This window comes from Streptomyces sp. Ncost-T10-10d, assembly GCF_900091955.1.
GTDB lineage: Bacteria > Actinomycetota > Actinomycetes > Streptomycetales > Streptomycetaceae > Streptomyces.
In genome coordinates, this window is record NZ_FMDF01000015.1 from 1 (window position 1) to 22179 (window position 22179).

The following is a 22179-nucleotide window of genomic DNA, read 5'->3' on the forward strand; positions in this document are numbered from 1 at the left end:
GTAGGCGGCGATGGCTCCGGCGCGCTCGGCCCGCACCTGCGCGGCGTCGGCCGCTTCGGGGGTGGACGCCGGGAGGGCGGGATTCACCGGCAGCCGTGCGGCCTCCAGCTCGCCCGGCACACCGCCATGGAAGTCATCGGCGTACCGGTCGTCGGGGTGCGGATCGTCATCGCCGTACGGATCGCCGGTCGCCCGTCCCGTCTCGATCGCCGCCGGGCCACGCGCCGCCGGCACCTCGGCCGGGGCGACGGGCGGGGCCGGCGCGGGCGGCGGGACGTACGGCCCGGTCGGGTCCGTCTCGCATACCGGGTGGCCGCCGTACCCGTCGTCGTCCTCGTCGTCGGGCCGAGGCGTGGGTACGTACCCGCAGAGCGCCTCCTCCGCCGCTCCGGCCGCCAGACCGGTCAGCACGACGCGGCCGTCGTCGCAGACCAGCACCGTGCGGACGGTGATGTTGCGGTGGGTCCAGCCATGAGCGTGAAGCACCCGCAACGCCGTCAGCACATCGGAGCCGATCTCGGCGGCCCGGAAAGGATTGAGCGGGCGCTCCGCCAGCAGAGCCGCGAGCGGGCGGGCCATGACGAGTTCACTCACGATCCAGAGCGAGCCGGCCTCGGCGAACACGTCGAAGACCTGGTCGAGCCTGGGATGGTCGGGGACCTGGGCCGCCGCCTGCGCCGCCTCGATGGCGCGCCGGACCGCCGGATCCGTGGACCGTCGCACGGCACGCCCGGTGACCCGCCGGGCCGCCGGGGCCGGACCGTCGGCATCGAGCACCTCGGCGTCCACCACCTCGGGCAACGGCACCTGCCGGACCAGGACTTCCTGCCCGCTGTAGGTGTCGAACGCCCGGGTCTCGACCAGTTCGTACTCATCGGAGGGGGGCAGCGGAAGGCGATAGCGGTCGGCAAGCACCCGACCCGCATAGTCATCCACGACGCCTCCCCAGAGCGCGCTGTTCCCCCCGGCCACGAAGACCGCACGAATCCATCAATTGTGGTCACTTACCGTGCAATTGACCCACCGTTCCGGCTGCGTACGGTCTTCAGGCTCTCACGATACGTGGCAAGTCACGGCCTTGCGCCGGGGTCGGCACATCCCGGCCCTTTTCGCCTCATGGATCAGTCGGTGGGCTCGAACGTGTCGAACGCGGTCTCGCGCAGCGTCCGGCACTCCTTGCTGTCCCACTCGCTCGCCTTGCAGCTGATCATGATCGCGTAGCCATGGGTGGCGTCGACCTTGAAGCCCCGGTTCAGCACATGGACCCGCTGCCCCTGCTGGGTGCGCTCGAACTGCCAGTCGGCGACGGTCGGGTAGCCGTTGTACTGAACCTTCTTCACGCCGAGGTGTCGGTAGCCGTTGCTGCTGGCCGCGACGGCGCCCTTCGCGGCGTTCCAGGCTGCGGCGGCGTCGCCGCCGGGCGAATCGGTGTAGTCGACCTGGACGCGCGGGAAGCCCCCGTCGGCGTTGTAGATGCCACCGGAGTTGCGACCGGCCGTGTCGGTGAGCCGGAAGTCCTCGGGCATCGCCATCGCGAAGTGGAACTGCTTGTTCTTGATGGCTTTGTATCCCGCAGGCAGCGCGTCAGCGGCGTCACCCTTCGAACCGTCCGACCCCTTGTCCGAGTTGTCGTCCTTGCCCTTGCCCTGGTCCTTGCCCTGACCCTGATCGCCGCCCTGGTCCTGGGTCTTGCCGCTGCCACTGCCGCTGTCGGTGTCCGCGGAGCCGCCGGTCGTGGAGGTCCCGGCCGAGGTGGACTTGCCGTCCTTGCCGTTGCCGCCGTTCGTGTCGTCCTTGCCGCCTCCGTCGAGCGTGAGGGCGAGGACCGTACCGATCACGGCGATCACGATCACGGCCGCGATGATCGCCAGGGTGCGGCGTGGCACCACGTCCGTGATGGACGCACGGGACGGGGTGGTCGGCGACGTGGCGGGACGCGGCGACGGTACGGCGGCGGAGGCCGCGGCAGGCTTCGCCGGAGCTGAGGGCTTCGAAGGGCCCGTCGAGGGAGCGGTCGACGGAGGTGTCGAGGGAGGGGGCGGCGCAGTGGTCGAGCCTGCGGCCGCACCCACCGCTGCGGCGGGTGTCGCCTTCGCGTTCCGTACGGAGCGCAGTGCACCCCGCAGCCGGTCCCGGGCGCCCTCGCCCGACTCCCCGGACTTCGACGCCGCCTTCGTGCCCGGTTCGGTGGCCTGGCCGGGCAGCGCCATGACCTGGGTGGCGTCGGCAGGCGGGGGCACCACCGGGTCCTGCTTCTCGGGAGCGTGGATCACGTCGTCGAGCAGGGCGCGCGCCCCGGCGTCGTCGAGCCGCTGATCGGGGTCCCTGGCGAGCAGGCCGTAGATGACCTCCTCCAGCGGACCTGCGTTCTTCGGCGGGTCGAGCGGCTCGGTCATCACCGCGGTCAGGGTGGCGATGGCCGACCCCTTGTCGTACGGCGGGGAGCCCTCGACGCTGGCATAGAGCAGTCCGCCGAGCGACCACAGGTCGGCGGGCGGTCCCGGCTTGTGCCCGCGGGCGCGCTCCGGGGAGATGTACGAGGGGGCGCCGACGAGCATGCCCGTCGAGGTGACCGACGGGTCGCCCTCGACCTGCGCGATGCCGAAGTCGGTCAGCACGACCCGGCCGTCCTCGGCGATCAGCACGTTGGACGGCTTCACATCGCGGTGCAGGATGCCCTCGCGGTGCGCCGATCGCAGCACGTCGAGGATGGCGAGGCCGACCTCGGCGGCGCGCTTCGGCGTCAGCACCCCGTCCTCGCGGATGGCCTCGGCGAGGGACTTGCCCTCGATGAGTTCCATCACGATCCACGGCCGGTCGTCCTCGTCGACCACGTCGTAGACCGTCACCGCGCCGTTGTTGCGGATCCTGGCGATCGCCTTCGCCTCACGCAGCGTCCGCGTGATGAGCCGGCGCTTCTCGTCCTCGTCGATGGCCGAAGGGAACCGCAGCTCCTTGACCGCGACCGTACGGCCCAGCGTCTCGTCGACGGCACGCCAGACCGTGCCCATACCGCCCCGGCCGAGCACCTCCCCGAGCCGGTACCGCCCCGCGAGAAGACGTCCGTCCTTGTCCCGTTGGGGCTCCCGTGCCTGCTCCGCCTCCGACATGCGTCCCCTCTGCGATCAACCCGCCCTGGCAGAGCGTTCATTGTCCCTCACCCCGGGACCGGTCCTGGTGCCGGGTCCACGGGCCCGTCATGATGTGGCCCGAGGAAGGGATTCCCTGCCATGCCGACACTCAGGGCGCTGCTCGTCGCCCCGTTGCTGCTGGCGCTGCTCGGCCTGGGAACAGCGACCCTGCCCAGCGAACCACACCTCACGCCCGCAGCGGCCTATCTTCCCCGGCTCGTCGCCCGGGGCGGTGCTCCCACGGCGGCACTGCTGGCCCATCGCGCCTCTTCCGCACCGTACGACACGTACCGCTCGACGGGCCCGGGTATCCGCAGGACGGACCGGTTCCGGGCCGGCAGCATCACCAAGACCTTCGTGGCGACGGTCGTACTCCAACTCGCCCGGGAGAGAAGGCTGCACCTTTCGGACACCGTCGGCCGACTGCTGCCGGGCCTGATCCGGGGCAACGGCAACGACGGCCGCCGCATCACCCTGCGCGCCCTGCTCGACCACACCAGTGGCCTCTACAACTACACCGCCGACACCTCCGCCCGCCCCGTCTCCGCCGGCGCCGCGGTCCGTGTCGCCCTGACCCACCGTCCGACGAATGCCCCCGGTGGCTATGCCTACTCCAACACCAATTACGCCGTTCTCGGACTCGTCGTTCAGCGCGTCACCGGGCACGACTACGCCACCGAGATCCGCCACCGCATCATCACCCCCCTGCGTCTCACCGGTACTTCCCTGCCGGGCGCCCGCACCTCCCTGCCCGCCCCGCACGGCCGTGGCTATGCCCGCGACCCGGCCGACGGCAGCCTGCGCGACGTCACCGCGCTCGACCCGCGCACGGCAGGTGCGGCCGGGGAGCTGATCTCCACACTCACCGATCTGAACCGCTTCTACGCGGCTCTGCTGGGCGGGCGCCTCCTCCCGCCCGCCCAGCTGGCGACCCTGCTGAACACCGACGCCACGCACGGCGTCTACGGCCTGGGCATCTATCCGCAGAAACTCTCCTGCGGCACCACCGTCTGGGGCCACAACGGCCACATAGCGGGCAGTTACGTCCGTACCGCCGCCACGCGCGACGGCCGGCACACCCTTACGTACCGCATCGACACGGACACTCTGACCGCTGCGACGACACTCGAACCGGCTCTCCTCGACGCGGAGTTCTGCGGCCGCGCACCCTCCTAGAGCGGCACGATGTCCGGCGCCCCGAGCCGCGCGGCGTCCGCTGTGAGGTCGTCCGGCTGCCGCTGCGACTCCCGCTCCGCCTGCACCCGCTTCTCGTAGTGCTCGACCTCCCGGTCGATCTGCCCCTCGTCCCAGCCCAGCACCGGCGCCATGAGCTCCGCACAGATCCGGGCGCTGAGCGTGCCCCGGTCGAAGGTCTCGATGGAGATCCGGGTCCGGCGGGTCAGTACGTCGTCGAGGTGGCGGGCCCCCTCGTGCGAGGCGGCGTAGACGATCTCGGCCTTCAGATAGTCGTCCGCGGACGGCAGCGGCTCACCCAGCGCCGGATCGTCGGCGATCAGATCGAGAAGCTCCTCGGTCATCGAGCCGTAGCGGTTGAGCAGATGCTCCACCCGGGCGACATGGAGCCCCGTGCGGGCCGCGATTCTCGCCCGGGCGTTCCACAGCGCGCGATATCCCTCCGCCCCCAGGAGCGGAACGTCCTCGGTGACGCACTCCGCCACTCGCTGGTCGAGGCCGTGCACCGCCTCGTCCACGGCATCCTTCGCCATCACCCGGTACGTCGTGTACTTGCCGCCCGCCACGACCACGAGGCCCGGCAGCGGGTGCGCCACCGTGTGCTCGCGCGAGAGTTTGCTGGTCGCATCCGACTCGCCGGCCAGCAGCGGCCGCAGCCCCGCGTAGACACCCTGGACGTCGTCCCTGGTCAAGGGGGTGGCCAGAACCGAGTTGACGTGTTCGAGCAGATAGTCGATATCGGCGCTGGACGCCGCCGGGTGCGCCTTGTCCAGGTCCCAGTCCGTGTCCGTCGTCCCGACTATCCAGTGCCGTCCCCACGGGATGACGAAGAGGACGGACTTCTCTGTCCGCAGGATCAGGCCGGTCGAGGAGTGGATGCGGTCCTTCGGGACGACCAGGTGGATGCCCTTGGACGCCCGGACGTGGAACAGCCCGCGCTCCCCGATCAGCGCCTGGGTGTCATCCGTCCAGACCCCGGTCGCGTTGACCACCTGTTTGGCCCTGACCTCGTACTCCCCGCCCGCCTCGACATCCTCCACTCGGGCGCCGACGACCCGCTCGCCCTCCCGGAGGAAGCCGATCACCCGTGCCCGGTTCGCCACATGGGCGCCGTATCCGGCGGCGGTGCGCACCAGGGTCGCCACATAGCGGGCGTCGTCCATCTGCGCGTCGTAGTACTGCAACGCCCCGACCAGGGCGTCCTTCCTCAGCGCCGGAGCGGCCTGCAGGGCGCGGCGGCGAGAGAGATGCCGGTGGACGGGCAGGCCGCGGCCGTGCCCCGACGACACCGACATCGCGTCGTAGAGCGCCACGCCGGAACCGGCGTAGAGCCGCTCCCAGCCCTTGTGCTGCAGCGGATAGAGGAACGGCACGGGCTTCACCAGATGCGGGGCCAGCCGTCCCAGGAGCAGCCCTCGCTCCTTCAGCGCCTCCCGGACGAGCGCGAAGTCGAGCATCTCCAGATACCGCAGCCCGCCGTGGATCAGCTTGCTCGACCTGCTCGATGTGCCCGAGGCCCAGTCGCGCGCCTCGACGAGGCCGGTCGAGAGTCCCCTTGTCGCCGCATCCAGCGCCGTACCCGCGCCGACCACGCCCGCCCCCACGACCAGCACGTCCAGTTCGCGCTCGGCCATCGCGGCAAGCGCCTCGGCACGCTCCGCAGGTCCCAGTGTCGCTGTCCTCACTGCTGCCTCCCGGGTAGATCGGGGTGGTCCGACACGCGACGCGACCCGACCGAGCGGTCGGGCGCCCCGTGCCCACCTCTCGATTCTGTCCGCCGTACACGACTTCGGCCACCGCCTGTGGACAACACCAGGACGGCTGGAGCCTTGCAATGCGACATATAGGTCATATTTACGCCTAGTCTGACATTGCGCTGTCCCCAGCGGTTGCGCTTTCCGCTCTCATGGTCTTGGACCGACCGGCAAACGGAGGGTGGCGCCCTCCATCTGCCGGTCGGTCCAAGGGAAGGACGGCCCAGCCACATGCCCGCAGACCTCGCAGTCATCGGACTCGGCCACCTCGGCCTGCCCCTCGCCCAAGCCGCCACCGCCGCCGGTGTCCAGACCGTCGGCTACGACACCGACCCACGCGCCTACGCGGAACTCGCCGCAGGCCACCCCCCCGTCGAGGGATCGCTCACCGCCTCGGACGTACGCCGGATGCTCTCGGGGGGTTTCCGGCCCACCACCGACCCGGCCGAACTGGGCCGGGTCCGTACCGCGGTGATCTGCGCGCCCACCCCGCTCGGCGCCGACCGCACCCTCGACCTCACCGCCGTCGGCGACGCGGCCCGCGCACTCGCCGCCCGGCTGCGCCCGCACACCACCGTCCTGCTGGAATCGGCCGTGCAGCCCGGCACCACCGAGAGCTATGTACTGCCCCTGCTCGAAGAGGGCTCGGGGCTGCGCGCCGGACGCGACTTCCACCTCGCCTGCTCCCCCAGCCGCCTCGACCCCGGCAACAGGACCCACGTCTACGCCAACACCCCCAAGGTCATCGGCGGCCTCACCCCCGCCTGCACCGAATCCGCCGCCGCCTTCTACGGCCGGCTCACCGACAAGGTCGTCCGGGCCCGCGGGCCGCGCGAGGCCGAGATGACGAAGGTTCTGGAGACCAACTTCCGGCACGTCAACATCGCCCTGGTCAACGAGATGGCGGTGCTCTGCCACGATCTCGGCGTCGACCTCTGGGACGTCATCAGATGCGCCGAGACCAAGCCCTTCGGCTTCCAGCCGTTCCGTCCGGGCCCCGGCGTCGGCGGCCACGGCGCCCCCGTCGACCCCGGCTACCTCCCGTACAACAGCCGCACCCCGGGCCACCCCTTGCGGATGGTCTCGCTCGCCCAGGAAATCAACGACCGGATGCCGCAGTACGTGATCCAGCGCTGCGCCACCCTCCTGAACGAGCACGGCAAGTCCGTGCGCGGCGCCCGGGTGCTGCTCCTCGGCGTCACCTACAAGCCGGACCTCGCCGACCAGGAGGCCTCCCCCGCCCAGGAGATCGCGACCCGGCTGATGGACATGGGCGCCCAGATCGGCTACCACGACCCGCATGTCCTGGACTGGCGGGTGCGTGAACTCCCGGTCCCGCGCGCCGACTCGCTGCACGAGGCGGCATCGAGCGCCGATCTCACGGTGCTGCTCCAGCACCACCGTACGTACGATCTCCAGGGCCTCGCCGTGAAGGCCCAGCTCCTCCTGGACACCCGGGGCGCGACCCCGGCGGGGGCCGCACACCGGTTGTGAGAAAGGGGTTCCAACGGTCGGTGGAGAGCTCCTCACGGATTTCGGTGGGCGATGTCGTAGGCGACTGCTAGCCTGCGGCGTCACTTCTCGCACAGTCGTGCGTTTCCGTCCCAGGGGGGATTCCACCATGAGCCAGTCCGTACCACCGGCGAACCAGCCGAACGACGCCCAGCCCGTCGGCGGCAACCCGTACGCAGGCCAGCAGCCCGGCCAGCCCGCGGCCCCGACCGGCAACCCGTTCGCGGGCCAGCAGCCCGGACCGTACGGCCAGCCCGGTCAGCCCGGCGTTCCGTTCGGTGGCGCACCGTTCGCCCCGCCGGCCCCGGCCCGCAACAACCTGGGGCTCGGCCTGATCGCCGCCGTCGTCGCGGCCCTCGTCGCCGCGGGTATCTACGGTGGGATCATCGGCGCCACCAAGCACGAGATCGGCTACGCGGCCGTGGGTGTCGGCGCCATCGTCGGCTTCGCCGCGGGCAAGCTCGGTGGCCGCAACCCCGTCCTGCCGGTCATCAGCGCCGTCCTCGCGCTGATCGGTGTCTACTTCGGTCAGCTGCTCGGTGAGGCCATCATCATCAGCAAGCAGCTCCCGCTCTCGGTCAGCGAGATCTTCTTCGACCACTTCAGCGACCTGAACAAGGTGTGGAAGGAAGACGCGGACCCGCTGACCTTCGTCTTCATCGTGATCGCCGGTGTCGTGGCCTTCTCGGCCGCGCGCAAGGCAACCGACTGATCGAAGCCGTCGCCCACGACATACGGAAGGCCCGGACCGCGCCTGCGGTCCGGGCCTTCCGTGCTGCTGAGAGCGATCAGCGGCGGTGCTGCGAGTCCGCCACCGTCACCTCGACGCGCTGGAACTCCTTGAGGTCGCTGTACCCGGTCGTCGCCATCGCCCGGCGCAGCGCACCGAAGATGTTCATCGAACCGTCGGGGGTGTGCGAAGGACCGGTGAGGACCTCCTCGGTCGTGCCGACGGAGCCCAGGTCCACCAGCTTGCCGCGCGGCACGTCCTCGTGGACGGCCTCCATGCCCCAGTGGCGGCCGCGGCCCGGCGCGTCCGTCGCGCGGGCCAGCGGGGAGCCCATCATCACGGCGTCCGCACCGCAGGCGATGGCCTTGGGCAGGTCGCCGGACCAGCCGACGCCGCCGTCCGCGATCACGTGCACGTACCGGCCGCCGGACTCGTCCATGTAGTCGCGCCGGGCCCCGGCCACATCGGCGACCGCGGTCGCCATCGGGACCTGGATGCCGAAGACGTTGCGCGTGGTGTGCGCGGCGCCGCCGCCGAAGCCGACGAGGACACCCGCCGCACCGGTACGCATCAGGTGCAGGGCCGCGGTGTACGTGGCGCAGCCGCCGACGATCACCGGGACGTCCAGCTCGTAGATGAACTGCTTGAGGTTGAGCGGCTCGGCCGCACCCGAGACATGCTCGGCGGAGACCGTCGTACCGCGGATGACGAAGATGTCCACACCGGCGTCGACGACGGCCTTGGAGAACTGCGCGGTGCGCTGCGGGGAGAGCGCGGCGGCGGTGACGACACCGGAGTCGCGCACCTCCTTGATGCGCTGACCGATCAGCTCCTCCTGGATCGGAGCGGAGTAGATCTCCTGGAGGCGGCGGGTCGCCGACTCCACGGGCATCTCGGCGATCTCGTCGAGCAGCGGCTGCGGGTCGGCGTGCCGGGTCCACAGGCCCTCGAGGTTGAGGACACCGAGGCCGCCCAGCTCACCGATGCGGATCGCGGTCTGCGGGGAGACCACGGAGTCCATGGGAGCCGCCAGGAACGGCAGCTCGAAACGGTAGGCGTCGATCTGCCAGGCGATCGAGACCTCCTTCGGGTCGCGGGTACGACGGCTCGGAACGACGGCGATGTCGTCGAATGCGTACGCCCGGCGGCCGCGCTTGCCGCGCCCGATCTCGATCTCAGTCACGATGGTGTGGCCTTTCCCTCTACGTCTGCGTTGTCCAGTATCCCCGACACACGGCTGAGGGGCGGTCCCGGGAACCCCGGGCCGCCCCTCAGCTGCGCTGTTGCGTTACTTCCTGCTGTAGTTCGGCGCCTCGACCGTCATCTGGATGTCGTGCGGGTGGCTCTCCTTGAGACCCGCCGAGGTGATCCGGACGAACCGGCCGTTGGCCTGGAGCTCCGGGACGGTGCGTCCGCCGACGTAGAACATCGACTGGCGCAGACCGCCGGTGAGCTGGTGGACGACCGCGGAGAGCGGGCCGCGGTAGGGGACCTGGCCCTCGATGCCCTCGGGGACCAGCTTCTCGTCGGAGGCGACGCCCTCCTGGAAGTAGCGGTCCTTGGAGAACGACTTGCGGTCGCCACGGGTCTGCATCGCGGCGAGGGAACCCATGCCGCGGTACGACTTGAACTGCTTGCCGTTGATGAAGAGCAGCTCGCCGGGAGACTCCTCACAGCCCGCGAGGAGCGAGCCGAGCATCACGGTGTCCGCACCGGCCACCAGGGCCTTGGCGATGTCACCGGAGTACTGCAGGCCGCCGTCACCGATGACCGGGACACCGGCCGCCTTGGCGGCGAGCGAGGCCTCGTAGATCGCGGTGACCTGCGGGACGCCGATGCCGGCGACGACGCGGGTGGTGCAGATGGAGCCGGGGCCGACGCCGACCTTGATGCCGTCGACGCCAGCGTCGATCAGCGCCTGGGCGCCGTCACGGGTGGCGATGTTACCGCCGATGACGTCGACCGAGGAGTTCGACTTGATCTTGGCGACCATGTCGCCGACCAGCCGGGAGTGACCGTGGGCGGTGTCGACGACGATGAAGTCGACGCCCGCCTCGATGAGCGCCTGGGCCCGCTCGTACGCGTCGCCCGCGACACCCACGGCGGCGCCGACCAGCAGCCGGCCTTCCTTGTCCTTGGCGGCGTTCGGGTACTGCTCGGCCTTGACGAAGTCCTTGACGGTGATGAGGCCCTTGAGGACCCCCGCGTCGTCGACCAGCGGAAGCTTCTCGATCTTGTGGCGGCGCAGCAGCTCCATGGCGTCCACGCCGGAGATGCCGACCTTGCCGGTGACCAGCGGCATCGGCGTCATGACCTCGCGCACCTGGCGCGTGCGGTCCGACTCGAACGCCATGTCACGGTTGGTGACGATGCCGAGCAGCTTGCCCGCGCCGTCGGTGACCGGGACACCGCTGATGCGGAACTTGGCACACAGCTCGTCGGCGTCGCGCAGCGTCGCGTCCGGGTGCACCGTGATCGGGTCGGTGACCATGCCGGACTCGGAGCGCTTCACCAGGTCGACCTGGTTGGCCTGGTCGGCGATGGAGAGGTTGCGGTGCAGCACACCGGCGCCGCCCTGCCGGGCCATGGCGATCGCCATGCGGGCCTCGGTGACCTTGTCCATCGCGGCGGAGAGCAGCGGGATGTTCACCCGTACGTTCTTGGAGATGTACGAGGAGGTGTCGATCTGGTCGGGCGTCATGTCGGACGCGCCGGGCAGCAGCAGCACGTCGTCGTATGTCAGCCCGAGCGTCGCGAATTTCTCGGGCACTCCGTCGACGTTTGCAGTCATGACACCTTCCCCAAATGGCCTTGATCGGTGCGGATGTCCATGCTAACGGCCTCCGGCGGTGTCTCATTCCACGAGCAAGATCACCTAGAGGTTCTGTAGCTTCGTACAGAACCTGGACAGGGGCCGGCTCACTGCTCCGCGAGGGCCCGCAGCCTGCTGAGCGCCCGGTGCTGGGCGACCCGGACCGCCCCCGGAGACATGCCCAGCATCTGTCCGGTCTCCTCGGCGGTCAGACCGACCGCGACCCGCAGAACGAGCAGCTCGCGCTGGTTGTCCGGGAGGTTGGCAAGAAGCTTCTTGGCCCAGGCCGCATCGCTGCTGAGCAGCGCGCGCTCCTCGGGCCCGAGCGAATCGTCCGGCCGCTCGGGCATCTCGTCGGAGGGCACGGCCGTCGATCCCGGGTGCCGCATGGCGGCCCGTTGGAGATCGGCGACCTTGTGGCCCGCGATGGCGAAGACAAAGGCTTCGAAGGGCCTGCCGGTGTCCTTGTAGCGCGGCAGCGCCATCAGCACCGCGACGCAGACCTCCTGCGCCAGGTCCTCCACGAAGTGGCGAGCATCACCGGGCAGCCGGTTCAGCCGGGACCTGCAGTAGCGCAGCGCGAGGGGGTGGACATGGGCCAGCAGATCATGGGTGGCCTGTGCGTCGCCCTCGACAGCACGGTGCACCAGTGCACCGATCACCGTCGTCTCGTCGTCGCGCATCGGACCATGGTGCCCCGGAGCCGCATCGTCCGTGCCGCCGCGTCCGTAGTTGTGCACCGAAGCGTTATGAGCGGGTGCGCCGGAAGTCATGTCCTGCGCCCTCCCCTTCCGCTCGACCGAATCGTTCCCGAGGAACTCCACATCTCAAGGATGCGGCATCGGCCGGGAAGCGTCACATACCGCCGGCGCGGAAAGCGCCGCCGTCGGGGCGGAGCCCGCCCCGCGCACGTCGGTCGCATCGCCCCGTCCGCCGGTGTGCGGACGGGGAATCGATCGACTGCCGGCCATGGCCGGTCCTCAGCGGACCAGGCCCCAGCGGAAGCCGAGCGCCACGGCGTGCGCCCGGTCCGAGGCGCCGAGCTTCTTGAACAGACGCCTGGCGTGCGTCTTCACCGTGTCCTCGGAGAGGAACAGTTCACGGCCGATCTCGGCGTTCGAGCGGCCATGACTCATTCCTTCGAGCACCTGGATCTCACGCGCGGTGAGCGTCGGTGCCGCACCCATCTCGGCCGACCGCAGCCGACGGGGGGCGAGCCGCCACGTCGGATCGGCCAGCGCCTGGGTGACGGTGGCCCGCAGCTCCGCACGGGAGGCGTCCTTGTGCAGGTAGCCGCGGGCACCGGCGGCGACCGCGAGCGCGACACCGTCCAGGTCCTCGGCGACGGTCAGCATGATGATCCTGGCGCCGGGGTCGGCGGAGAGCAGCCGCCGGACCGTCTCCACACCCCCCAGACCGGGCATGCGTACGTCCATCAGAATCAGATCCGAACGGTCGGCGCCCCAGCGGCGGAGGACTTCCTCGCCGTTGGCCGCCGTCGTCACACGCTCGACGCCGGGCACGGTCGCGACCGCGCGACGGAGCGCTTCTCGGGCAAGCGGGGAGTCGTCGCAGACGAGGACGGATGTCATGACCGTCCTCCGCAGCTGATGCGCGTCACCTTGAGCCTCCAGGCTGTTACAAGTCGTCACCTGAGCGGTTGACGCTCTCGGACATCTGCCCGATCGCTTTTTCTGTCAACCGCCTCCGCCCTCTCAACGATGGTCACTCGAAAGAGTTACGGGTCGGACGGCCGGGTTCGGCACTCTACGTGAGGACCCGTGCACGGAGGAGAGCGACGCGAATCATCCAACCGTCAACCGAAACTTCACGTGAATATATGCCCTATTTGGCGGGTTTTCTTCCCTTTTACTGGTGTCTGTGGCTAGATTCGCAATCAGTCATATTTACATCTACTTACACCGTAGATGTAAATGTCATGGGCACGGTCAACAACGGACGACAACGACGATTCCGACTCAGCATGGTTTCGAGGGGACAAGCAATGGCAGATTTCTCCCGGCTTCCCGGACCCAACGCCGATCTGTGGGACTGGCAGCTGTTGGCGGCCTGCCGCGGGGTCGACAGCTCGCTGTTCTTCCACCCGGAGGGTGAACGCGGGGCGGCACGGAGCGCCCGCGAGAACTCGGCGAAAGAGGTCTGTATGCGATGCCCGGTACGTGCCGAATGCGCAGCACACGCACTGGCGGTGCGAGAACCCTACGGAGTGTGGGGCGGACTGACCGAGGACGAACGCGAGGAGCTCATGGGACGGGCCCGCAACCGGCTGATCGCGGCAGCGGCGCCATCGGGCCTTCCGTCCCCGTCGGGCCACGGCTGATCCCACCCCGCCCGGCACAACAAATACAAAAACGTTTCCGCACTTCACCCGGCCACCGAGGGGGGCCGGGCCACAGGCAGGCCCCGCTCAGCGGGCGGCCGCCAGGGACAGCTGGTCGAGGGTGGCCGCCACCGCCGGCACCTGGGCCAGGTCGGGCAGGGTCAGGGCGACGATCTCGCGCTCGACGGCCGGCTCCACCGTCACCGTGCGGGCCCCCTTGGGGCGTACCGACTCGATCGCCAGCTCCGGCAGTACGGCCACCCCCAGACCGGCGCCGACCAGGCCGATCACTGCCGGGTAGTCGTCGGTGGCGAAGTCGATCCGGGGCGTGAAACCGGACTCCTCGCAGACTTCGACCAGTTGGCGCCGGCAACGCGGGCAGCCCGCGATCCACGACTCGTCGGCCAGCTCCGCAATGCCCACGGCGGCCGAACCGGCCAGCCGGTGCCCCTCGGGGACCAGGCCGATCAGCCGGTCGGTGAGCAGCGGGCGTACGACCAGGTCGTCCCACTCCGCGCCGGAGGCGCCGTAACGGAACGCCAGCGCGATGTCGCAGTCGCCCTCCCGCAGCATCTCGACCGAGCGCGGCGGCTCTGCCTCGACCAGGGAGACCCGGGTGCCGGGGTGGGCCGCGCGCAGCGCCGCGAGGGCGCAGGGGACCAGCGTGGAGCTGCCGCTGGGGAACGAGACGAGCCGGACCCGGCCGGCCCGCAGCCCGGCGATCGCGGCGACCTCCTCCTCGGCGGCGGTGAGCCCGGCGAGGATTCCGGTGGCGTGCCGGACGAGGGCCTCGCCCGCCTGGGTGAGCCGCATCTCGCGTCCCGTACGGATCAGCAGGGTGGTCCCCGCGGAGGCTTCCAGGGCTTTCATCTGCTGACTGACCGCCGGCTGGGTGCAGCCCAGTTCGCGGGCGGCGGCGGAGAACGAGCCGGTGGCGGCCACGGCGCGCAGGACACGGAGATGACGGGCTTCGATCACCACTCAACCATAAGCGATTCTTGGATTGCATGCGACTTATTGGCATGCATCTTTGAGGGCGGAGTGGTTAGCGTTCTTCGTATGAAGCCGATGAAGCTGCTGACTGTGAATGTGGGACGGCCCAGGACCGTCGACTACACCGACGCCCCCGGCGGCGCGACCGGGATCGACAAGCAACCGGCCGACGGCCCCGTACGCGTCGCCGATCCCGGTCCCAAGGGCACCGGCGGCAGCGGTCTGGCCGGGGACGCGGTGTGCGATCTGCGCCATCACGGCGGCTCCGACCAGGCCGTGTACGCATTCGCCCGCGAGGAACTCGACGTCTGGGAACGAGAGCTCGGCCGCCCGCTGGCCAACGGCACGTTCGGCGAGAACCTGACGACCAGCGGTCTGGACGTGAGCGGCGCGAGGATCGGCGAGCGCTGGCGGATCGGCCCCGACCTGGTCCTGGAGGTCACGTCGAGCCGGATTCCCTGCCGTACGTTCGCCGGCCATGTCGACGAGAAGCGCTGGGTCAAGCGGTTCACACAGGCGGCTGCCCCGGGTGCCTACCTGCGGGTGATCGAGCCGGGCGAGATCCGCTCCGGGGACCCGGTCGAGATCGTGCACCGGCCGGACCACGATGTCACCGTGGAGCTGGACTTCCTGGCTTCGACGACGCGCCGGGAGCTGCTCCCGAAGCTGCTCGCGGCGCGGGACGCGCTGCATCCCGAGACGCTGCGTGCCGCCCTGAACCACGTGGAGAAACAGGCGGCGGACGACTGATCGCGGCGTGCCGGACAGGCACTAACGTGCCGCGTATGACGACTGCACTGATTACGGGCGCGACCGCAGGGATCGGAGCCGCATTCGCACGGCGGCTCGCGGCCGATGGGCACAACCTGGTGCTGGTGGCGCGCAACACCGAGCGGCTGCGCGAGCAGGCGACCGAACTGCACGACCGGCACGGCATCGAGGCCGAGGTGCTGACGGCCGACCTGTCCGAGGACAAGGGGATCGCCGCGGTCGAGGCCCGGTTGACGGACCCTCACCAGTCGGTCGACCTGTTGGTCAACAATGCCGGGTTCGGCAACAAGGGCCGCTATCTGGATGTGCCCATGGCCGACGAGCTGAACATGCTGAAGGTGCACTGCGAGGCGGTACTGCGGCTGACCTCGGCAGCCGCGGCCGGGATGCGGGAGCGCGGGCGGGGCGGGGTCGTCAATGTGGCCTCGGTGGCGGCGTTCGTGCCGCGCGGGACGTACGGCGCGTCCAAGGCCTGGGTCGTGCAGTTCACCCAGGGCGCAGCGAAGGACCTGGCCGGTTCGGGGGTGCGGCTGATGGCGCTGTGCCCCGGCTTCGTGCGGACCGAGTTCCACGAGCGGGCCGGGATGGGGACCGGCAACATCCCGGGCTGGATGTGGCTCGACGCGGACAAGCTGGTGGCGGCGGCCCTGGCGGATCTGGCACGTGGTAGGTCGGTCTCGATCCCGGACCCGCGGTACAAGGCGTTGATGGGGCTCGTGAAGGTGACGCCGCGCGGCCTGCTCGGAGGGGTCACCTCCAAGACAGGCCGCAAGTACGGGCCGCAGTGAGTGGGTTACCGGGTCGGCGGTTGCCGAATGGGCTGTTACCTCGCCCCGCGGCCCGCGTAGGCGCCGATGTTGGGGGCGCCGGGCTTCAGCTCGTTGCCGAAGTAGTCCTTGCCGCCGTTGTTCTCGATGACGGCTCCGGCGGCGAGGGCGGGCGAACCCGCATCGAGCCGGAAGTCGGGCCGGAGCTTCGGATCGGCCGTGATGCCGCCGGGGTCGGGGCGGGTCATGTCGATGCCGTAGAAGGCGTTGTGGTCGAAGGAGAGCCCGGGCGTCGGGTTCTTGAAGGCGTAGCCGCCGGTGCCCTCGCTCACGAAGATGTTGTTCCGGATGGACAGTTCGTGCTGGGTGGTGGCGGGGCTGCCGGCGTCGTCCTGGACGAGGTAGCCGGGGATCTGCTCCTTGTTGTGGAAGGTGTTGTTGTAGATCTCCGTGCCGAGGATCGGGCCCCAGCAGTTCTGGATCAGGCGGGCGCCGTCGTTGTGGCTGACGTTGTAGCGGGCGACCGTGCCGATGGTCTTGGCGCCGCTGTACGGGCAGATCAGCAGGAAGCCGCCCTTGTTGTCGTGGCTGTAGTTGTACTGGAAGACCGTGTTCTGCGAGGCGCCGTCGGCGTCGAAGGACATCCCGTCGTGGGTGTTGCCGCCGCCCGAGACCTCGTTGTACTCGACGGTCGTGTCGTCGGTGTTGAAGGTCCAGATGCCCGCGTTGGCGGAGGGCGAGCGCAACTGGAAGCCGTCGACCCGGTTGTGGTCGACGCGGGCACCGCTGGTGGTGTCGAGCTTCATGCCGTCGCCGGCCAGGGACTTCAGCGTGTTGTGGTGGATGCGGACTCCGGTGCTCGGCGTCCACTCCCCCGGGTAGACGTTCGGGTCCTGCTGCTGGCCGACCAGATCGCGCTTGGAGAAGGTCGACTTGAAGTAGATGCCCTCGCGGTCGACGTCCTCGATGCGGTTCTGCCCGATGTCCAGGCCGTCGTACCGGCTCGCCTTCGTCTTGCCCTCGACCGCGATGTGGATGGCGCTGGAGCCGGACACCGTCTTGTAGTCACCGCCGCGCACATCGTGGATGTAGAGGCCGGAGATGTCGAAGCCGCGGGCGGTGCCGTAGTCGGTGAGGCGGAGGCGGACGCCGTTGCGCTCGCTGCCGGCGTTGTCGGCGTTGGTGATCTCCAGGGCCTTGAGGTGCACGTACTGCATGTTGGAGAGCAGCACGACATCGTGGGCGCCCGCACCGTCCAGCTTGGCGCGGGCCGGGCCCTTGCCGTAGTCGGCGATGGTGAACGGGGCGCGGGCGGAGCCGGCGCCCCTGGGGGCGAGGGTGCCGGTGCAGGTGGCGCCGCGTTTGAAGAGCAGCCGGTCGCCGGGGCCGTAGGTGTGCGCGTTGGCCTCGGCGAGCGTGGTCCAGGGGTGCTGCTTGCTGCCGGTGGCGCCGGCCGGGGCGGCCGTGCAGTCGACGTGGAAGGTACGGCCGGTGGGTGCGGCCTGTGCGGCGCTCTGGCCGGCGAGGGTCAGACCGGCGGCGGCCGTCAGGGCCGCGAGCGTCGCAGCAGTGACGCGATGTCTCACAATTCCTCCGTACGAACAGTCAGGGACGGGACGAGTCGGCATCGCCGGAATCCTGGACTCGGATTGATCGAACGTCAATGGATTGCGTTTGAATGATCGAAACTCCCATCGTTCGATCACGTTGGTCTAGGGTCGGACAACGGCCCCGGCACCGGCCGGACCGGGGGCCGGGCCACACACTGCGAGGGGACTGCTGCCGTGCGCGAAAGTGCTGCTGAACGCCATGACCGACTGCTGGGGCTGGTACGGGAACGGGGCTCGGCCCGGGTTTCGGATCTGGCCTCGCAGCTGGGGGTATCTCCCGTCACGGTGCGCCGGGACGTGGAGGAGCTGGCCGGCCGGGGCCTGCTCGACCGGGTCCACGGCTCGGTGTCCTGGCCGCAGGACGCCACCCCCGCCGCCGCGGGGCCCGGCGGCACCGGCCTGGTCCTCGGCATGCTCGCGCCCTCGTCGACCTACTACTTCGCCGAGGTCATCCGTGGGGCTCACGAGGCCGCGGCCAGGGCGGGTGCCCGGCTGATCCTGCGGATCTCCGACTACCGGCCGCAGGAGGACCACGCCCGCACCGAGGGCCTGCTCTCCGCGGGCGCCGAGGGGCTGCTGGTCGCGCCGGGCTGGCAGCACCCCGGCGACCCCGCCGCGTTCGGCGGCTGGATCGCCTCGCTGCCCGTGCCGACCGTCCTGCTGGAGCGCAGGCCCACCGCGGGCTCCCCGCTGGACGACCTGGACCGGGTCTGCTCGGACCATGCGCACGGGGTGCTGCTCGCCGTACGCCACCTGGTGGATCTCGGGCACGGGGCGCCGCTGCTGATGGCCCGGGCGGACTCCCCGACCGCCGTCGCGGTGCGATCCGGGTACGAGGAGGCCCTGGCCGTGCTCGGGCTGCGCACACCGCAGGACGTGATCGATTCCGTACCGGCCGAACTCGCTCCGGACGCGTTCGAACAGGCCGTGCAGGCGCTGCGTGAGGCGGTCCACTCGGGGGTGGCGACGGCGGCGCTGATCCACAACGACGTGGACGCGATCCAGGTGGTGCAGCGCCTGGCCGAGCTGGGCGTACGGGTGCCGGACGATCTGGCGCTGATCGCGTACGACGACGAGGTGGCGGCCCTCGCGGACACCCCGCTCACGGCGGTGGCACCGCCCAAGCGCGAAGTGGGCCGCCATGCGACGGAACTGCTGGTGGAACGACTCGGCCACCAGGGCGCGGACACGCCCCGGCGTCATCTGACGCTGCTCCCGCAGTTGCGGGTCCGGGACTCGTGCGGAGCCCCCTCTCCCAAGCCGTGAAGCAAGCATCGAAGCCCGCTTGAAGCAGGCGTTCTCGCGGCCTCGCGGACCCCTCTCGCGGGGGCATTCCACCAGCTTCCGTACGTAACTTATTTGATCTTTTTTCGATCAATCGCTCTTTCGCTCTTGACTTCGGTCACGGCTGGTCCAAGGATCACGGCCAACGCCAATGTCGTCGCCTGTTCAGGAGCCTCGCTGTGAGCCGCAGTTCGAGCAGAACGTCCCTCGCCGTAGTCGGCGCCGCCACCGCCCTCGCCGTTCTCACGGCCTGTGGCGGCAGCGGCGACGACAGTGCTGCCGCCGGAAGCGACGGCAAGCCCGTCAGCATCACCTTCTGGGGCTGGGCCAAGGGGTCCAAGGAGGTCGTTGACGCGTTCAACGCCTCGCACAAGAACATCAAGGTGGTGTACGAGGAGATCCCGTCCGGCAACGCGGGCGGCTACGCCAAGATCTCCAACGCGGTGAAGGCGGGCAACGCCCCCGATCTGGTCTCCATCGAGTACCCGCAGCTTCCGGAGTACGTCAGTCAGGGCGCGCTCCAGGACATCGGCCAGTACTTCACCGACGACATCAAGAAGAAGCTGCTGCCGCAGGCGGTCGAGCTGACGACGCTCGGCGGCAAGAACTGGGCCGTCCCGTTCGACGCCTCGCCGCAGTCCTTCTACTACCGCAAGGACCTGTTCGAGAAGTACGGCGTCGAGGTCCCCAAGACCTGGGACGAGTTCCGCAAGGCCGCCGAGAAGATCAAGAAGGCCGACAAGAAGGCCCGTATCGGCACCTTCTTCCCCGATGACCCGACCACGTTCCAGGCGATGGCCTGGCAGGCCGGCGCCCAGTGGTACAAGCCCGAGGGCGACACCTGGAAGGTCAGCACGGCCGACGCGGCCACCAACAAGGTCGCCGACTACTGGCAGGGCCTGCTCGACGACGACCTGATCCGCGCCAACGCCTCGTTCAGCCCCGAGTGGACCAACTCCCTGAAGAACGGCGGCACCGTCGGCTACCTCGGCGCCGCCTGGGGCGCGGGCGTCCTCAAGGGCACGCTGCCCGAGCAGAGCGGGAAGTGGGCCGTCGCCCCGATGCCCAGCTGGGACGGCAAGCCGGCCAGCGGCATGCTCGGCGGCTCCACCTTCGCGGTGACGAAGACCAGCAAGAAGGCCGAGGCCGCGGTCGAGTTCGCCACCTGGATGTCGACCACCGAGGAAGGCATCAAGGCACGGATCGAGTCCGGCACTTCGAGCGCCTTCCCGGCCGCGGCGGCGCTGCGCCCGGTGGCGCAGAAGTCCTTCGACGCCGGCTTCTACGGCGGCGAGGACATCTACCAGGTGTTCGAGGGCGCCGCAACGTCCATCGGCCCGAACTGGAGCTGGGGCCCGACGACCGGCACGACGAACACCACGATCAAGGACCAGTTCGGCAAGGTGGCCAGCGGCGGCACCACCATCAAGGACGCGGTCAAGGCCGGGCACGACGCCACGGTCACCGAGCTGAAGAAGCGCGGTCTGAAGGTCGAGGACGCAGGCTGATGAAGCGCGCCCGGACGACCAGAGCCGCCGCCATCCTGCTGGGTCCCTTCTTCGTACTGTTCACCGTGGCCATGGTGCTGCCGATCGGATACGCGGTCTGGCTCAGCCTGTTCACCGAGAAGCAGTCCGGCCTGGGCTTCGGCGGCACCGAGACCGTCTTCAGCGGACTCGACAACTACACGGCGGCCCTGGGCGACCGGGCGTTCCGCGAGGGCTTCGGCGTACTCCTCGGATACTGCCTGTTCTACATTCCGCTGCTGCTCATCGGGGCCCTCGCCCTCGCCCTGCTGCTGGACTCCGCACTGGCCCGCGCCCGCCGGTTCTTCCAGCTCGCGCTCTTCCTGCCGCATGCCGTGCCCGGCATCATCGCCGCGCTGATCTGGGTCTACCTCTACACACCCCAGCTCAGCCCGGTGGTCAGCGCCATGGAGTCCGGCGGAATCGGCTTCGACTTCTTCTCGCCCGAGGGCGCCCTCCCCTCCATCGTCAACATCGCCCTGTGGGAGTGGCTCGGCTACAACATGGTGATCTTCTATGCCGCGCTGCAGGCGATCGACCGCTCCGTACTCGAAGCGGCCACGGTCGACGGGGCCGGTGCCTGGCGCGTCGCGCTCAGCATCAAGGTCCCGCTGATCCGCGCCTCGGTCGTGATGGTCGCGCTGTTCACGGTCATCGGCTCGCTCCAGTTGTTCACCGAGCCGCTGATCCTCAACAAGGGGACCGGTTCCGCCGTCTCCTCCACCTGGACGCCGAACATGTATGCGTACACCGCGGCCTTCGAACGCAACGACTACGGTCTCGCCGCGGCCGCCTCCATCCTGCTGGCGCTCACGGCCGCGCTGCTGTCCTTCGTCGTCACCCGCTTCACCGGCCGGAAGGGCAAGAAAGCATGAACTCCCCCGCCTCCCGCGGCCGCTGGATGTCGAAGACCGCCGTCAACGGCTTCCTTCTGCTCGCCGTCGTCTACATGCTCTTCCCCCTCGTCTGGCTGGTCACCGCCGCCACGAAGGACACCGGCGGTCTGCTCGCGGGCAACGCCTTCTCCTTCGAGGGCTTCAACCTCGGCGAGAATCTGTCGAACCTGGCCTCCTACGGCGACGGCATCTACTTCCGCTGGTACCTCAACAGCCTCTTCTACGCGGGCGGCGGGGCGATCGTCTGTTCGCTGATCTGTGTCGCCGCGGGGTACGCCTTCGACAAGTACGAATTCCGGGGCAAGGAGAAGCTGTTCGGCCTCGTGCTGATGGGCGTGCTCGTCCCCACCACCGCACTCGCTCTGCCGATGTATCTCCTGGCCTCCAAGACCGGCCTGGTCAACACCTACTGGTCCGTGCTGATCCCGGTGCTCGTCAATCCGTTCGGCGTGTATCTCGCCAGGGTGTTCAGCACCGGCTACATACCGAACGAGGCCCTGGAGGCCGCCCGTATCGACGGGGCCGGCGAACTGCGCGTCTTCTGGTCCATCGGACTGCGCATGGTCATGCCGGGCTTCGTGACCGTCTTCCTCTTCCAGTTCACCGCGATCTGGAACAACTTCTTCCTCCCCCTCGTGATGCTCTCGGACCGCAAGCTCTTCCCGCTGAGCCTCGGTCTGTACTCCTGGAACACCAACACCCACGGCGAGCCGAGCTTCTATCCGCTCGTCGTCACCGGCTCCCTCCTAGCCGTCATCCCGCTCATCGTCGCCTTCGTCTCGCTGCAGCGGCACTGGAAGGCCGGTCTGACCGCCGGCAGCGTCAAGTGACTCTCACGCGAGACCTGAGGAGTACGAG

The 22179-nt window shown here is 69.6% G+C and carries 19 protein-coding genes; 10 read left to right on the forward strand and 9 right to left on the reverse strand.

Going from position 1 to position 22179, the window contains the following annotated elements; translation table 11 throughout:
- Together GA0115254_RS01600 and GA0115254_RS01605 are read right to left on the reverse strand one after the other, a co-directional pair.
- Positions 1–936, reverse strand: a 936-nt coding sequence (locus tag GA0115254_RS01600; RefSeq protein ID WP_176739935.1) for a protein kinase, incomplete at its 3' end; no start/stop codon positions are given.
- Between the two features lie 185 nt (positions 937–1121).
- A complete protein-coding gene (locus GA0115254_RS01605; RefSeq protein WP_093893455.1) occupies positions 1122–3110 on the reverse strand; it encodes a serine/threonine-protein kinase in 1989 nt (662 codons plus the stop codon).
- Between the two features lie 120 nt (positions 3111–3230).
- Here GA0115254_RS01605 and GA0115254_RS01610 point away from each other — a divergent pair, with 120 nt between their 5' ends.
- Positions 3231–4307, forward strand: a complete 1077-nt coding sequence (locus GA0115254_RS01610) for a serine hydrolase domain-containing protein (RefSeq protein ID WP_093893456.1) — start codon at positions 3231–3233, stop codon at positions 4305–4307.
- Here the strand turns inward: GA0115254_RS01610 and GA0115254_RS01615 are convergent.
- Positions 4304–6010 carry a glycerol-3-phosphate dehydrogenase/oxidase gene (locus GA0115254_RS01615; protein ID WP_093893457.1) on the reverse strand — a complete coding sequence of 569 codons (1707 nt, stop codon included), beginning with the start codon at positions 6008–6010 and terminating at the stop codon, positions 4304–4306. The genes GA0115254_RS01610 and GA0115254_RS01615 overlap by 4 nt on opposite strands.
- A gap of 300 nt (positions 6011–6310) precedes the next feature.
- On the opposite strand from GA0115254_RS01615, the gene GA0115254_RS01620 reads away from it, so the two are divergent.
- Positions 6311–7573: a nucleotide sugar dehydrogenase gene (locus tag GA0115254_RS01620; RefSeq protein WP_093893458.1), complete on the forward strand. Its 1263-nt coding sequence runs from the start codon at positions 6311–6313 to the stop codon at positions 7571–7573.
- 127 nt (positions 7574–7700) lie between these two features.
- Positions 7701–8303, forward strand: coding sequence for a hypothetical protein (locus GA0115254_RS01625; protein WP_093893459.1), 603 nt, complete (start codon positions 7701–7703; stop codon positions 8301–8303).
- A gap of 76 nt (positions 8304–8379) precedes the next feature.
- Here the strand turns inward: GA0115254_RS01625 and GA0115254_RS01630 are convergent, their stop codons facing one another.
- The 4 genes from GA0115254_RS01630 to GA0115254_RS01645 all read right to left on the reverse strand — a co-directional run bounded on the left by GA0115254_RS01630 (position 8380) and on the right by GA0115254_RS01645 (position 12725).
- Positions 8380–9504, reverse strand: coding sequence for a GuaB3 family IMP dehydrogenase-related protein (locus tag GA0115254_RS01630; protein ID WP_072486665.1), 1125 nt, complete (start codon positions 9502–9504; stop codon positions 8380–8382).
- A 105-nt stretch (positions 9505–9609) separates the two neighbouring features.
- Complete coding sequence (guaB, locus tag GA0115254_RS01635) at positions 9610–11112, reverse strand: IMP dehydrogenase (protein ID WP_093893460.1); 1503 nt, start codon at positions 11110–11112, stop codon at positions 9610–9612.
- Positions 11113–11240: 128 nt separating this feature from the next.
- Complete coding sequence (locus GA0115254_RS01640) at positions 11241–11816, reverse strand: sigma-70 family RNA polymerase sigma factor (RefSeq protein WP_093893485.1); 576 nt, start codon at positions 11814–11816, stop codon at positions 11241–11243.
- A 297-nt stretch (positions 11817–12113) separates the two neighbouring features.
- The gene (locus GA0115254_RS01645; protein WP_003948568.1) at positions 12114–12725 is read right to left on the reverse strand and encodes a response regulator transcription factor; all 612 of its coding nucleotides are present in this window, start codon (positions 12723–12725) and stop codon (positions 12114–12116) included.
- Between the two features lie 413 nt (positions 12726–13138).
- On the opposite strand from GA0115254_RS01645, the gene GA0115254_RS01650 reads away from it, so the two are divergent.
- Positions 13139–13474: a WhiB family transcriptional regulator gene (locus GA0115254_RS01650; RefSeq protein WP_093893461.1), complete on the forward strand. Its 336-nt coding sequence runs from the start codon at positions 13139–13141 to the stop codon at positions 13472–13474.
- 87 nt (positions 13475–13561) lie between these two features.
- On the opposite strand, the gene GA0115254_RS01655 is transcribed toward GA0115254_RS01650, so the two are convergent.
- Positions 13562–14452: a LysR family transcriptional regulator gene (locus GA0115254_RS01655; RefSeq protein WP_093893486.1), complete on the reverse strand. Its 891-nt coding sequence runs from the start codon at positions 14450–14452 to the stop codon at positions 13562–13564.
- A 90-nt stretch (positions 14453–14542) separates the two neighbouring features.
- Here GA0115254_RS01655 and GA0115254_RS01660 point away from each other — a divergent pair, with 90 nt between their 5' ends.
- On the forward strand, positions 14543–15217 hold the full coding sequence (locus GA0115254_RS01660; protein ID WP_093893487.1) for an MOSC domain-containing protein: 675 nt from the start codon (positions 14543–14545) through the stop codon (positions 15215–15217).
- Between the two features lie 35 nt (positions 15218–15252).
- Positions 15253–16026 (forward strand): SDR family NAD(P)-dependent oxidoreductase, encoded by a 774-nt coding sequence (locus GA0115254_RS01665; RefSeq protein ID WP_093893462.1) that lies wholly within the window; start codon positions 15253–15255, stop codon positions 16024–16026.
- 35 nt (positions 16027–16061) lie between these two features.
- Here GA0115254_RS01665 and GA0115254_RS01670 read toward each other — a convergent pair whose 3' ends face one another.
- Positions 16062–17591 carry a right-handed parallel beta-helix repeat-containing protein gene (locus tag GA0115254_RS01670; protein WP_093893463.1) on the reverse strand — a complete coding sequence of 510 codons (1530 nt, stop codon included), beginning with the start codon at positions 17589–17591 and terminating at the stop codon, positions 16062–16064.
- 198 nt (positions 17592–17789) lie between these two features.
- On the opposite strand from GA0115254_RS01670, the gene GA0115254_RS01675 reads away from it, so the two are divergent.
- From GA0115254_RS01675 to GA0115254_RS01690, 4 genes are all read left to right on the forward strand, one after another.
- Entirely contained in the window at positions 17790–18881 is a 1092-nt protein-coding gene (locus GA0115254_RS01675) for a LacI family DNA-binding transcriptional regulator (RefSeq protein WP_093893464.1), read from the forward strand.
- A gap of 197 nt (positions 18882–19078) precedes the next feature.
- Positions 19079–20407 carry an ABC transporter substrate-binding protein gene (locus GA0115254_RS01680; protein WP_093893465.1) on the forward strand — a complete coding sequence of 443 codons (1329 nt, stop codon included), beginning with the start codon at positions 19079–19081 and terminating at the stop codon, positions 20405–20407.
- Entirely contained in the window at positions 20407–21300 is an 894-nt protein-coding gene (locus GA0115254_RS01685; RefSeq protein WP_093893466.1) for a carbohydrate ABC transporter permease, read from the forward strand. Before GA0115254_RS01680 ends, GA0115254_RS01685 begins: the two co-directional genes overlap by 1 nt.
- Entirely contained in the window at positions 21297–22151 is an 855-nt protein-coding gene (locus tag GA0115254_RS01690; protein ID WP_093893467.1) for a carbohydrate ABC transporter permease, read from the forward strand. The genes GA0115254_RS01685 and GA0115254_RS01690 overlap by 4 nt, the downstream gene beginning before the upstream one ends.
- Positions 22152–22179 lie beyond the last annotated feature (28 nt).

Coding starts and splice junctions, on each gene's coding strand:
- GA0115254_RS01605 (WP_093893455.1), bottom strand. CDS start 3,110: ATGTCGGAGGCGGAGCAGGCACGGGAGCCCCAACGGGACAAGGACGGA.
- guaB (WP_093893460.1), bottom strand. CDS start 11,112: ATGACTGCAAACGTCGACGGAGTGCCCGAGAAATTCGCGACGCTCGGG.
- GA0115254_RS01665 (WP_093893462.1), top strand. CDS start 15,253: ATGACGACTGCACTGATTACGGGCGCGACCGCAGGGATCGGAGCCGCA.
- GA0115254_RS01690 (WP_093893467.1), top strand. CDS start 21,297: ATGAACTCCCCCGCCTCCCGCGGCCGCTGGATGTCGAAGACCGCCGTC.
- GA0115254_RS01625 (WP_093893459.1), top strand. CDS start 7,701: ATGAGCCAGTCCGTACCACCGGCGAACCAGCCGAACGACGCCCAGCCC.
- GA0115254_RS01685 (WP_093893466.1), top strand. CDS start 20,407: ATGAAGCGCGCCCGGACGACCAGAGCCGCCGCCATCCTGCTGGGTCCC.
- GA0115254_RS01650 (WP_093893461.1), top strand. CDS start 13,139: ATGGCAGATTTCTCCCGGCTTCCCGGACCCAACGCCGATCTGTGGGAC.
- GA0115254_RS01620 (WP_093893458.1), top strand. CDS start 6,311: ATGCCCGCAGACCTCGCAGTCATCGGACTCGGCCACCTCGGCCTGCCC.
- GA0115254_RS01640 (WP_093893485.1), bottom strand. CDS start 11,816: ATGCGCGACGACGAGACGACGGTGATCGGTGCACTGGTGCACCGTGCT.
- GA0115254_RS01610 (WP_093893456.1), top strand. CDS start 3,231: ATGCCGACACTCAGGGCGCTGCTCGTCGCCCCGTTGCTGCTGGCGCTG.
- GA0115254_RS01645 (WP_003948568.1), bottom strand. CDS start 12,725: ATGACATCCGTCCTCGTCTGCGACGACTCCCCGCTTGCCCGAGAAGCG.
- GA0115254_RS01660 (WP_093893487.1), top strand. CDS start 14,543: ATGAAGCTGCTGACTGTGAATGTGGGACGGCCCAGGACCGTCGACTAC.